Raw genomic sequence first — 13,195 nt, 5'->3', positions numbered from 1 at the left:
GGACCGCCACCAAATGGCTCTGGACCTATAACAACGAACGTCCCAACATGGGCAACGGCGGGATCACACCCGCCATGAAGCTGAAAATGGCCGCGTGAATTCTACAGCCACGCCCCGTTAAAAAGGGGAGGATTACCACGCGACTGGCTGGCGGGAGCTGAACACCGCGCACCACCTGGTGAGGATCGTCACGGACTTGGGCGCCATGTCTGGCATCGAGTTCGAGGAAGATGCTGTCGCTGAGTACTCGGAGCAGGAAAGCTTGTTCTAGAGTTTTTCCTTCGAGTTTACCTAGTCGCGGATCGTCCTCCAAATTTGCAAACTGCTTCTGGCTCTCGCTGCAGGCGTCCTGTCTTTTTTTATGTTGAGTGAGCAAAAATGCATCTTTCACGAATATTGATTGAGAATTTCCGGAACTTTTCGAAGCTGGACGTGGCCCTCGATGGGAATATCGTTGTGGTTGGTGAAAACAAGGTTGGCAAAAGCAACCTGATGCACGCCCTCAGGTTGCTTTTCGATCCCTCTCTACCTGACAGCGCGCGGCAACTTGGCCTCGTTGATTTCTGGGACGGCCTTGGTGGCCCTGAAGTGGATGACAAAATAGTCATTAGTGTCGAAATCGAAGAATTTGACACCGACCTCGATATCCTGGCCTTACTCACGGACTTCCGCCTCGACGATGACCCGGATACGGTCCGCCTGACCTACGAATGTCGCGCCCGACCGGGACTGGGCCATGCGCCGGCATCGGACGACGATTTGGAATTCATTTGCTTCGGCGGTGAAAGCGAGACGAAACGGTTCGGACATGACCTCCGCCGCCGCCTGACAATGGACCTGTTACCAGCTCTTCGTGACGCAGAAGGTGATCTGGCAGCTTGGCGACGGTCGCCGCTGCGCCCGCTCATTGAAGAAGCTTTTGCCGGCATCAACCAGGCAGACCTTGATGAGATCGGCGAAGCTATCGAAGAGGCAACTGAAAAGCTGACGGCGTTCAAGAGCGTCGGTGAGCTTGAGAAAAACCTCGGCCAACTCTTTGCCGCCATGAGTGGCCCAAAGCAGGATGTGACACCGCGTCTGGGTTTTGGTGCAACCGATGTCACACGCCTGTATCGCAACATAAGACTGTTGATCGATGACGGCCGACGGACAATCAACGACGCAAGCCTTGGCTCGGCCAACATAATGTTCCTGAGCCTCAAAGCGCTGGAACTGAGCAGACTGATTTCCGAGAACCATCGAGATCACACACTATTGGCCATCGAAGAACCTGAAGCCCACCTTCATCCACATCTGCAGCGATCAGTCTACCGTCACCTTTTCCAGTCGGTCGACAACCCTGACCAGCAAAAACAGATGTCAGTGCTACTGACTTCTCATTCCCCGCATATCGCCAGCGTGGCTCCGCTACGTTCAATTCTTCTGCTCAAAGAGAAAGCTGACGAGGGCACGGTCGGCTGCTCTACTGCATCGATAAAATTGACAGAAGGCGAGGCTGAAGATCTGGCGCGGTATCTGGATGTAACGCGCGCCGAGATGCTTTTCGCGCGCGGCATCATCTTGGTAGAAGGCGATGCCGAAAAGTTTCTTGTGCCACTCTTCGCTGAGGCACTTGGCTATTCGCTCGATATGCTCGGAATAACCGTTTGCTCGGTCGCGGGGACAAATTTTATGCCATACGCAAAGTTCCTGACCGCGCTGGACATCCCCTTCTCGGTCATCACAGATTGGGACCCGATGCCGAAGAGCAAGCCATTAGCCGTGAATCGGGGCATCAAACTCGCTGTGGCGATCGAGCGCGTGAGAACGAAAAAAATTTCAACAGCGCTCGCCGAAGAACTGAAAGATATTGCCGAAAACAAGAATGAAGACGACCTCGCTGATCGCTTCGAGGACTTTGGCATCTATACCAACATCCGGACCCTTGAAACCGATCTGTACGAAGGAGGGTTCGCTGACGACATTCTAGCAACCCTCAATGAAGAAAAATGGAGCAAGGCGCGGCAGGCGCAGATTGATGGCTGGCTTGCCGATCACGACAGCATCGACCAAGACGAGTTGCTCAATCTGATCGATGGGGTCGGCAAGGGGCGTTTCGCTCAACGTCTTGCCTCGAAGATCAAGGGACGCAAGCCACCGCGCTACCTCGAAGATGCTATCCAGTATGTGGTGAAACGTGTCTGACGCGTCCATTTATCTGAAAGCCGCCGAAGCTCTACGGGCCAACCCTGCACAATGGGCAGCCTACGAATCCAAGGGACACTGTGTTGTCCTTGCAGGGCCAGGTAGCGGGAAGACAAAAACGCTAACCGTCAAGCTGGCACGCCTATTGTCCGAAGACATTCAGGAACCACGAGGCCTCGTGTGCATCACGTACAATAATGAATGCGCACGGGAGCTGGAAACTAGGCTCGCCGCGCTCGGCATAGAGCCCGGACGAAGAGCTTTTGTCGGTACGGTCCATTCCTTCTCCCTGACGCAGATTGTCCTTCCATATGCCAAAGCGGCCGATATGGGCCTTCCCGATGAATTTTGCATAGCAACCCGCGCGGAACGACGTCAGGCATTGGAGACAGCGTACAAGAAGGTGATCGGCGAGCGCGAAAATCCGCAACTGCTTGATTTCACAATGGGAACTTACCGCCGATCCATTCTCAATAGAAACAGCACAGAATGGCGTGAAACCGATCCTTCGATGGCCACATTGGTGGAGGCCTTTGAAGCCGAGCTCAGAGCGATGGGGCGAATTGACTTTGACGATATGCCACTTCTCGCTGTAAGGGCCCTACGCGAGCATGAATGGCTGCAACGTGCGATCCTCGCCAAGTACCCTGTCCTCATCGTCGATGAATACCAAGACCTCGGACGGGCGCTCCATCGTATGGTCATGGGCCTCTGCTTCAGCACCGGCATGCGGCTGTTCGCGGTAGGAGATGCCGACCAGTCGATCTATGAATTCAACGGCGCGAACCCTCAACTTCTCCGCGAGCTGGCGGCTCGAAAAGATGTCGAGTGCGTACGGTTGCGGCTGAACTACCGGTCCGGATCGAAGATTGTCGAGGCATCAAATTTTGCGCTTGGCGAAGCGCGAGACTACGAGGCGGCTGAAGGTGCGGAGGAAGGCACGGTCTACTTTCACCCTCAGCAAGGCAGCTACGAACACCAGGCTGCAGAGGCATTCAGGACAGTCATCGTTGACATCGCGAAACGACATCCGGATTTGGAACCCGGAGACATCGCTTTCCTCTACCCCGCTGCTTGGCTGGGTGACAAGGTTGCTGAAGTAGCCCAGCAGATCGGCTTGTCAGTTATCAGAACTGACACGAACGCAATCTATCCTCGTGCGAGCCGCCTGATGCGCTGGCTGGAAAGCTGCGCGAAATGGTGTTCGGGCGGATGGCAAACAGGAACACCGCGTTTCAACCAGCTGGTCAATGAGGGCGCACGCCTGTTCGCTGAAGAGATCAACACATCAGAGTCGCGCCTCGCCTTCCAGCGAGCGCTAATGGACTGCCTTTGGTCGCGGCGCGATGGCACCTTGGCACTGAGACAATGGTTGTCAGATGTTCGCGCGGCAATCATCACAGACCTGATGGTCAAGTGCCGCACGATGAAAGACGAGGGAGAAACTCTGGACACGTTCATCGTGCGCACCCAAGCAGGCAAGGATTGTGCAGATATGACTGTCGCCCAGTTCGCCGGCCAAAGCGAGGGGAACGAAAGCCTACATCTTTCGACACTTCACAGTGCCAAAGGTCGAGAGTTTCCGATCGTCATCATGTTTGGCATGGATCAGGGGAGCATTCCAAAAAACAACTCCACTGCGTCACAGAAGTCGGAAGCTCGGCGTCTCTTCTACGTGGGATTTACGCGGGCAAAATCAGAAGTACATATCATGCATTCTAACTTACGCCCGTCGCCTTTTGTGACAGAACTTCAAAATCGATTGAAGGTAGAGTGAACTTTTTTCCCAATGTGGCAAGTTTAACGTGCTGCCAATCTCGTCCTCAACGATGTCAAAGTCTCCGCGCTACCTCCAGAAATCCTCGAATCTGAAAGGTACCAGAACTTCTTAATGCCTCTCATTCATGGCTGACTCCAGTTCGCCCAAGCCAGCCAAAGCGGTCCTTAACTGCTCGTCTCCCTCCTCGTTCGCCAGATCATCAGAAGGCACCAGCACCGCAAAATCCATCTCCATCTGGCGCTGTTCCTCGGCGATGACGGCTTGAACGACGGGCGCGGTCTTCTTTGGGGCGAGATGGGTTTGCTCTGACGATTGGCCATCAGCAGTCTGGCGCGCGGCCTCAACGTCGGCCTCGGATCCGCCTGAACCGTCAGCTGGCGGCGTCATCGGCATGGCGCGCATACTCAACGGCAAATTGCCCTGCGACCCCCCGCCCCCCGGCTCCGGAAACGGCAATTCGCCCGTCTGTGCTGCGTGGATCGCCTTGAACAGCCGATCGTCGAAGTACTGGATCCGTTTGGCCCGGACCGGCATTTGCGCGTCGATGACCATGACGATTTCATCGAGCGGTAGGCGGCGCGCCTCATCCTCGGGCAGGAGAGAGCTTTCTTCGGTCCGGGTGGACTGGCTACGGCCTTCGAAGGGGTTTTTGCCGATGGACTGGGATCGCGTGATGACGGTCTTCGTGGTCTTGCCAACCGCCTTGCTCAGCTCCTCGACGGTCTTCTCATCCGAGGGCGTGAGATAGAGTTTCACGCCCGCGTTGCCCTGCAGCGCACGGCGGGTGTTTTCGCCATAGATTTCATCGAGGGCGGGGATGGTTTGTGTCACGACGGCCAGGTGGCCGCGATAGGTCCGCAGGGTCTCGATGCTCTCGACCACGATGGGCATCTTGCCGAGACGGTTGAACTCGTCGAGCATGATCATCACTGGCCACGGCTCGTCTGGCCCGGGATCCTTTTCCTGCATGGCGGAGAGGAGATCGGAAAAGAAGAGCCGGATCAGTGGTGCCAATGGTTTCACCATCAGCGGCTGGACCACGAGGTAGACCGAAAAGGGTTTCTTGCGGATCGTTCGGAAATCAAAGTCCGACACCGCCGTCGCCTCGTCGATGGCCGGGTTCTGCCATTGATCGAGCCCCGAGGTCATCAGGAGCGAAACATAAGAGGTCAGCGTATCGTTGTTGGTCGAGGCCAGCCGCGTGAAGATCAGTTTGGCGGCCCTGTTGTCCACCTCATGGCCCCGCGCGAAATACTCCTTCTGCTTGTTTCCGCCCGAGGCGGCGATGCGGTAGATCTCGCCCAAGGTCGGACGCTTGCGCTGGAAGGCCAAGAGCCCTGCCGCCACGAAGAGATCGATCCCGCCCTTGAGGAGGCCCTGCACCCGGTCATTGTCGCTTTGCAGGAACAGCGTCGCCAGGAGCTGCAGTTCCATCTGCTGGCGCGCGGGATCTTTCAGCTCAAAGATGCGCAGGAGCGGGTTGTAGCGATGCGTGCGCTTGCCCTCCCAATCGGTGGGGGCAAAGCGATAGACCTTGTCGCCTTGGGCTGCGCGGTGCCGGGCCGTGGCCTCGAAGCACTCGCCCTTCACATCGAGCGTCACGGCAGAGCCTTGCCAGGTCAGCAGGTTCGGAATGACGAAGCCCGTGGTCTTGCCGCGGCCCGTGGGCGCCACGATCAGCGCATGCGGGAAGACCTTGGAGCAAATGTAATTGGCGCGGGAGCCCGGCGTCCCCAGCTTGCCGAGGATGAACCCGGTCCCGGGCGCCCCGAAGAAGCCATTGGCCTTCATCTCGCGCGCAGACTGCCAATGGGTCTGGCCAAAGCGTGTGAGAGCTGACCCCGAGAGGGCGAGGCTCAGCATCAGGCCGGCGGCGGCGAAGCTGCCGACGATCAGGTGAATAAGTTGGGCGTCCTCGGGGCGGCGATCGAGGATCGCCAGATAGTTCTGCGCGATATAGGCGAAGTCGATCTCTGCCCCGAAGCCGAGATCCTGGTAGGTCAGCACCGCCGAGGCGATGGTATAGCCCATGGCGGCGGTCACCAGCGTTACCAACAAGACACCGGTCGCGATCCGCGCCTTTCCCATGGGCGCGCTCAATGGACCTGTCCCCGCTCGGTCTCGCCATCCACGTCTGTGGCGCGGTGTTTTTCATATTCGGTGTCGGCAAGATCATCGACCACCTGGCGCAGGGCCTCCGTGTTGGCCGTCGCGGCATCGGATTGCAGGTAGACCTTGGCGACATAGAGCCGGTCGAGGCGGTCCTCGAGAACCTTGTCCAGCGCATCGGCATCGCCGGATGTGAGCCGCTCAAGTTGACGGTCATCCAGCACCCGCGCGATCTCGGTTCGGAAAGCGTCCCGCTCCGCCTCGGTCTCGAAAGGCGCGGACAACTCCCCCGCCCGCTCATGGTCCAGAACACGCGCAATCTCGTCTGCGAGGCGGTCGGTACGGTCAGACTGCGGCGCAGTTTCACCGCGGGCTGCGAGGAGTGCGTCGCGCGTGCCAACCCCAAGCCCCTCGCGCATCTCGGTTTCGCGGCGGACCTGATTGATGACCTCCGTGTCGCGTATCTCGACGACGGCCGCATAGGTCGCGCCGAGCCCACGGGCGAGATGGGACGGCATGTCCGGATAGCGCGCGCGCAAGTCATCCGTGACAGCATATGCAACGGGCGTGCGGACGTCGCGTCCCTCCATGATCCGGTCGACCTCGCGGGTGATCTCGCTGGCGCGGGCCGCATCGGTGATGGTCTCCCTGTAGGGTTCAGACCGGTCGATCACATCGCCGGGGCGTGCGAGCAGGTCCGGGTGTGCTTCGAGATACGCGCGCTGCTCCGTCTCGATCCGGCGCTCCGCTCGCGATACAACCTCCCAATCCCGGTCCTCGATCTGCTGCGCTGTCAGGCCGTCTGCGCGCATCTCCTGACGGATTGTCCCTTCCATCGCCCGCACCGCGTCCCGGTGATAATGGAACCGCTCGCTGACCGGTTCCGCTTCCATGACGCCATCCCGGCGCAGCACGTTCTCCCGTTCCAAGAGCGTGCCGAGCGTGACATGCACATCGTTGAGAATGTCGCGCGCCTGTTCCAGATCGGCGCGGCGTTCGAGGTTCAGATCGCGCGCCTCGGCCACCTTGGAGAGATCATCTGCGATCCATTGATGCTCCAGCGCGGCGCTCGAGGCCCCGGTCTCGATCCGGGCCACCACTTCGGATGTGCTGATCCCCGTGCCGCGCAGGGCCGCGTCGATCCGTGAGCGCAGGCCTGGCTCGGCAAGACGTTCTAGCTGGTTGGTGTCGATATTCGCCTCTGAGTAGACCCCGCCCTCCGACGGCACCTCAGACAGCGTGCTCGATCGCAAACCGAGAGGCTGCATGTGCTGGACCTGCGTCTGGATCTCGATGAGGCGTTTTTCCAGCACGGGACGTTCCGCGTCAGACTTCTCGGCGATCATGCCCTGCACCCGCGCGAGCTTTTCCGCATAGAGGCTTCTGAGATCCTCGAAGCTTTGATCCTCGGCCATATACACATCTCCTGTTCGGTCCACCTGCCCGCCATGCGCCAGCACCTCGCCCGCGCGGAAGAGTGCCGCGGCAATATCCTCGCGGGCTTCACGCGAAGCCTCCGCGGCAAGCGAATGGTAGACGGTTCTGGTGTTGGCGATCTCCGCCAGCGTCCGGGTCAAGTCGGCCCCCACGCGTTCGCGCTCGCGGGGCGCGCGGCCCTCGTCTTTCGCGGCGTAAACCTCGCTGGTGCGGGCTGGGTAATGCACGACGCCGCGATCCACCCGCCGCGTGGCCTCCAGCCGTACACCATACTTCTCGGCCTCCTCGACCATGGCGAGGCGGAAGTCGTCATAGTTGAAGCGGTGGTTGCGCCCCAGAAAGAAGAACTCGCCTTCCTGCGAGCGGCGGTTCAGCACCAAATGCGCATGCGGGTGATCGCGGTCCTCATGCACCGCGATGATGTAGTCGAAATGCCCCGCGTCGGTCTGGAAGAACCGCTCGGCCACATCCGTCGCGATGTCGCGCACATCCTCCCCGCGCGTGCCGATGGGGAAGGACATGAGCATGTGGGTGGTCTGCCCAAGCTTGGGCTTGAAGCCCGCATCCCACCGCTTGGCAAAGCGCTCGGTCAGATCCTTGATGTCACCCGCCTCGAGCTTCGTCTTGCCATCCAAGAACCCGCTACTGTCCACGATATGGGTGGACTTGGTGGTGAGGTAATCGAGCTGGTTTGCGAGCTGCGATTTGGTATGCGTTCCCCCGCCCCGGATCGCCTTGAAGACCGCTGGCCGGTGGCCTGCTGCCGCGCGCACAAGCTGGGTCTGCTTGGCCACGTGCAGCCCCTGCATTGAGCCCCGGACGCGGCTCCAGCCATCCCGAAACACCTCGCCCGTGACGGCATGGACGGCATCATTCAGCTGCATGCGCAAACTCCCTCAGCGCGGCCGTGGCCTGCAGCTGCATCGCATCCCGACGGCGGCGCAGGAGCAGGTCGATCTCGTCAGCGGAATCCAGGATGAACCGCGCCAGCCCGCGCATCTGTGCGAGGCGCAATTCGGTGAACTCCGAGCCGGCCCCCTGCCCTTGCCGATTGGCCTGCGTCATCTGTTTGGCGATCTGCGCGACCCCATTGCCGACCTCGTGCAGCGAGGCGCGGTAGCGCGCCATCTCAGCTGCCATCTGCGCGTCCGGAACGAACACCCCGCCTGCCGCCTGAATGAGCCGCCGCAGCCCCTCGGCCCGGCTTTCGATCCCCGCCTTCGCCAGCACCGCGTCGAGCGCCTCAAGCTCCGCAGCCGTGACCTTCACACTGACCGCTGAGACCGGAATTGCGGCATCCGTCTGGCGCTCGGCATCGGCTTTGAGCGTGTACTGGATCGCCCGCACCGAAACGCCAAACCGTTCCGCCAGCACTGAAGTGGAAACGCCTTCCGCAGCTTCGCGAACGATCTCCATGCGGTCCGCATCTGTGAGACGTTTTGAGCGCGACATGCGAAGAAAGACCCCCTATTTCCTGCCACCTTCCACCAAGGCTGCCCCTACCTTACGATATTATACCAAGCTGTCAATTATATACTTACGTCGCATCCAGGCTCAGGCAGCCTTGGTGTCCGCTTCACGCCGCGGCCCGCAGGGACGCGGCTCTGCCGCCCTCACCTCCAAGCGACACCTGTCCCAGGGGTCCCGTCCGCCAGCCCCGCCCGAGGCTCTGGCCGAACACGCATGTGTTCGGACGGAACCGCGGGCGGGCGCAAACCCCACCGACAGGGCGGACAGGCAGGGTCAAGGAGGGCCAGATTTGGATCCCCAAATCTCTGCCGCAAAAACCGGGAGGCCCTGGCCGATAGGTTTTTGTGGATGGCCCCCTTGAGGCTGACTGGCCGGTCTGTCGCGGCCTGATCATTCCGGGCGGAGTGCGTCCGTTGAACGCGCAGGGACCGGCATCCCTGGAACAGGGATCGGGCCGCCCCAAGATCGTCCTGGGGCGGCCCATCCTCGTCAGAGGATTTAGTCCTGGGGATCTTTCGCGCTCGGTGGGAACATCACCAGCTCCGAGACCGCGACCGGGAAGTCGAGCTTGAGGCTGAAGAACTCCGTTCCATCCCCGTTGCGGGTGTTGCGAAACATCGCACCCACGCGCTGAAAACGGGTGCGCTCCTGGCCATCGGTATCGGTGAACTTGACGGGGACGGTGGCGACGTAGTGGTTGGTCATTTGGGTTACTCCTTGTTGCGATGGGGATCACCCAGCACGGGGGCAACAGGTCCGGTCGCAAGCGCAAATGCGGAGGGTCCGCGGCCAGCCGTGGAAGCCGTATTTGTGCTTGCCGAAGCGTGAGCTGAGGGCACGATTGGGCCGACCCCGTGCGATCCACATCTATGAGCAAAAAGGAGTGATCCGGATGACCCTTGCCAACACGCAGCCGCCACCATCCGCGTCCGCGTCCCGCCGATCCTGGCCGGGGTGCTGACGGAGCCCGCCCGCGTGGATGCGATGTTCCGAAACACGCCCCGAGGGACGTGCAGGTGTTCAGCCTCATATGCGACGTCTCGACCCCTCGCGTATTGCGCTGCTTTCGATGTGCGTGAGGTGCGTACCATCCCCAGCCCGTACCGATGCGGATGGGCCGCACTCTGACGGACCGGGTAGAGGGATAACGCTGCTGGCCGCCGCAGACTACCGATCACGCGTGACCGACCGCACGCGCCATGAGACATGACGAAAGGGCCGCGCCAAGCGCGACCCCCTCTCTTCAATCCTGCGCAGCCTTCTTCGCCGGGTCCGCAACCCGCATGACCGTCAGACCTTTCGCTTCCGCCTTCTGCCCGAGGTTCAGCGCGACCCCGTTGCCGCCGAAGAGTACAACCCCCGTCGCCGCGAACTTGTCGTCCAGCATTTCGTCGTTGCACTTGAACGGTGCCGCCCGCCCGTGCGCGGACCAGCGCGGATCGAAGCGCGCCTGCGCGACCCCGCGTGCCCGGGCCCACCGGGCCGCAATCATCTCCGCCCCGTGCTTGCCACCCTTGTGGCAGAGGAAGATCTCCTGGTTGCGGTTCTGCTTGATCCGTTCGCGAACCTTGTCGAGCGTGTTGAAGATCACATCAACATCGGTCCAGTCGGTGGCGCCTGAGACGATCAGGGGCACCCCCTCGACTTTCGACTTCTCGGCAGTCTCGCGGTCGTGCTGCTCCAGCAGCTGCCGCGCCTCGAAGACCGCCCCGGTCTCTTTCGCCCGGACGCTTGCGCGCGATCCGGCTGCCGGGATGTAGGCGTGGCCCGTCTCGATCTCGTAGCATTCCGCCGCCGCCTCGCTCATCACCTCGATGGCGCTCACAATCTCGCGCAGTTGCACAAAGCGCGCCTGCGCCTCTTCGAGCGCGGTCTCGGCGATTTCCGATCCGTCGTGGGATTTTGCCAGCGCGCCGATCTTGTCGGCGGTGCGGTCGACCTCCTTGCCGAGTGCCACCTTGCGGCGCTGCAGGATCGTCGCGAGCCCATGGGCCAGCGGTTCGATTTCTGCTTCAAGCCCGGTCCCGCGCAGCTGGCCGAGCAAAGCCTCGAAGCTCTCGCGGACGATGTGGTCGGTCAGAACGTGATCCTCCGGGATCGGCAGCTGCGCGTCCTTTTCAGTCAGTCCGAAAAGTTCGATGGTCTCGTAGGTGTTTGCAGTGTCGTAAGCCATGTCTGGTCTCCAGTGTTCGGTTCCAAGGCCACCACGTGAGTGTGGGGGCATGGCCGAATGCCTGGTTTCCGAATCTGCCCGGGTCAGGGACGGCGTAGCCGCCGGCTTGCCGGGCGCAAAAGTTTTCCGCGCGCGGCACCCGACACTTGCGCGCGCTTGCGCACGGGACCGCCCCGCGCCACCGGCTCCGCCCTCGCCGAAAAGTTTTGCGATCCTTGACGCGGGCTGATTTGGGGGCCATCCGGAGGATATGCTTCCGCGCTCATGTGTGTGTGTTTTGACGGTAGGTTTGCCCGACCCGAGCAGGCAAACGGCCCGACCGGACGCGGGAGACGGATGGAGTGGCGGGATCGTTTTGGCCTAAGGCCAAAACAGACCAGAGCGCAATCCGGCGGAGCGACCGGGGAGGGACGTGCTCGCGAGGCGGGCAAACCGGGATGCCGGGCGCAACGCCGCGGTGAGGCCGCATGGCCGAATGCGCGACGGACCGAAGGGCCGTTCTCCCCTGCGACACGCGAAGCCGAGCTGGGGAGGCCGCAAGGCTCTGGCCAGGGTTGATGTGCTGGCGACGCCGCTACCGACTATACGGATTACTTGTCCAAGCATTCGATGTAATGGGCGGGTAGCGGAAGTTCGCTGTAATTGGCTCCAATGGCCGCAAAGCGCAGCCATGATCAAGTCTCGGCGCACCGAACTGACATCCCGCGTTGCCTCACCGTTCGGTGCCCCGTCTACAATGTTGACATCGTCAGCGCGGACACTATTATACATTATTGCCTTATGACCGGTGCTCCCTGACCTGGCCTCAGTCGCCTCGTTACAGCCCGGTCTTCTAATTTCTGGACATCGCCGTATCAACATTGAAGTACCTCAAGCAGCACAAGTCGATCGATGAATGCATCGACATCATGTTGATGAGGGGTATGGAAATCCCTGACCGAGGCCATGCCGAGCGCTCCCTGCACCGCATCGGATACTACCGACTCAGCGCGTTTGGGTATCCTTATCGTGACTTCTGCCCGATCCCAACTCCAGACGGCGAGACGGAGCAGAAGGTTCGATGCGACAAGTTCAAAGAGGGTACGTCCTTCGATCAGGCTATCAACTTCTATCTCTTCGACAAAACCTTGCGCATCGAGCTTCTGGACGCGATTGAGCGCATCGAGATCGCGGTTAGAACCGCGATGATTGAAGTCCTTGGGGAGCTGGGACCACATGCGCATCGCGACAGACGCTCATACAAGGATCGCTTCAGCGAAAAGGGCGAAGATGGCAGCACGCCTCTCGAGCTCTTCATAGCCGGACTGGATCAGCACTTCAGAAGCTCTAAAGAGGACTTCGCGAAGCACTTCTCACTAAAGTACTTTGGTCCTCCACCGATTTGGATCGAGGCTGGGACATGGACCTGGGGCAACCTGACCCACATTATCGCCCACCTGTCCGACAAAAACAAAATGGCAATCGCGGCGCGTATTCACCCGGACCTCCCCATGAAGACATTCGCTTCATGGATCACAGCGCTCAATGACGTCCGCAACAGCTGCGCACATCACGCCCGAACGTGGAACAAGCCCTTGGTTAACAGCCCTGGGGTTCCCCCAAAAACGACATTTGGACAGCTCGACCACCTCCGCCAGCCCAGGATGGGGGACGATGCGCCCACGAAAAAGATTTACAGCGCGATCGTCATCATGATCTTCATGCTGCGGCAGTATTATCCGCGCACCAGGTGGCACATCCGTCTTCGCGACAAGATCTTGACCCAAGACCTCCCTTACGAAATTCGTCCGCAGACAGCCGGGTTCCCGGAGGGCTGGGAGTACGAGGCCATCTGGAACTGACCCGCCGACTTCCTGCTATCCGACATTGCCGCACGATGTCCCAAAAGGCCGGTTCAGAAAAGCTGCGTTGCAGGTCAGTCACAGCGACCCGTGCGCCCTTCTTTATGTAAGCGCGACGCCGGGGCCCTACGCGGCGAGGCTTGACGGCAGCCTGAAGCGCCATGGCATCAGGTCTTCGATGCCATTTTGTGGATGGCAGTC

8 protein-coding genes are annotated in these 13,195 nt (G+C 60.5%); 3 read left to right on the top strand and 5 right to left on the bottom strand.

The genetic code is table 11. The annotated features are described in order from the left end of the window. Positions 1 to 378 precede the first annotated feature (378 nt). Complete coding sequence (locus BLT73_RS16560) at positions 379 to 2,184, top strand: ATP-dependent nuclease (protein WP_090525684.1); 1,806 nt, start codon at positions 379 to 381, stop codon at positions 2,182 to 2,184. Further along, positions 2,177 to 3,961, top strand: a complete 1,785-nt coding sequence (locus BLT73_RS16555) for an ATP-dependent helicase (protein ID WP_090525682.1) — start codon at positions 2,177 to 2,179, stop codon at positions 3,959 to 3,961. Before BLT73_RS16560 ends, BLT73_RS16555 begins: the two co-directional genes overlap by 8 nt. A 111-nt stretch (positions 3,962 to 4,072) precedes the next feature. Here BLT73_RS16555 and BLT73_RS16550 read toward each other — a convergent pair whose 3' ends face one another. The 5 genes from BLT73_RS16550 to BLT73_RS16525 form a co-directional block, all read right to left on the bottom strand. After that, complete coding sequence (locus tag BLT73_RS16550; protein ID WP_090525681.1) at positions 4,073 to 6,052, bottom strand: type IV secretory system conjugative DNA transfer family protein; 1,980 nt, start codon at positions 6,050 to 6,052, stop codon at positions 4,073 to 4,075. Positions 6,053 to 6,060: 8 nt separating this feature from the next. Further along, positions 6,061 to 8,394 (bottom strand): relaxase/mobilization nuclease domain-containing protein, encoded by a 2,334-nt coding sequence (locus BLT73_RS16545; protein WP_090525679.1) that lies wholly within the window; start codon positions 8,392 to 8,394, stop codon positions 6,061 to 6,063. Beyond that, positions 8,381 to 8,962 (bottom strand): helix-turn-helix domain-containing protein, encoded by a 582-nt coding sequence (locus tag BLT73_RS16540; RefSeq protein ID WP_065323582.1) that lies wholly within the window; start codon positions 8,960 to 8,962, stop codon positions 8,381 to 8,383. The genes BLT73_RS16545 and BLT73_RS16540 overlap by 14 nt, the downstream gene beginning before the upstream one ends. A 516-nt stretch (positions 8,963 to 9,478) precedes the next feature. Then, the gene (locus BLT73_RS16535) at positions 9,479 to 9,685 is read right to left on the bottom strand and encodes a hypothetical protein (RefSeq protein ID WP_090525678.1); all 207 of its coding nucleotides are present in this window, start codon (positions 9,683 to 9,685) and stop codon (positions 9,479 to 9,481) included. Positions 9,686 to 10,223: 538 nt separating this feature from the next. Continuing rightward, entirely contained in the window at positions 10,224 to 11,153 is a 930-nt protein-coding gene (locus BLT73_RS16525; protein WP_090525676.1) for a DUF2493 domain-containing protein, read from the bottom strand. A gap of 860 nt (positions 11,154 to 12,013) precedes the next feature. Between BLT73_RS16525 and BLT73_RS16520 the strand changes: the two genes are divergently transcribed. Then, positions 12,014 to 12,994 (top strand): Abi family protein, encoded by a 981-nt coding sequence (locus BLT73_RS16520; protein ID WP_072702319.1) that lies wholly within the window; start codon positions 12,014 to 12,016, stop codon positions 12,992 to 12,994. The last annotated feature ends 201 nt before the right edge of the window (positions 12,995 to 13,195 follow it).

The organism is Paracoccus isoporae (genome assembly GCF_900101865.1).
GTDB classification, from domain to species: domain Bacteria; phylum Pseudomonadota; class Alphaproteobacteria; order Rhodobacterales; family Rhodobacteraceae; genus Paracoccus; species Paracoccus isoporae.
The sequence above is the reverse complement of the archived record's forward strand: the minus strand, read 5'-3'. Positions and strand labels throughout refer to the sequence as shown.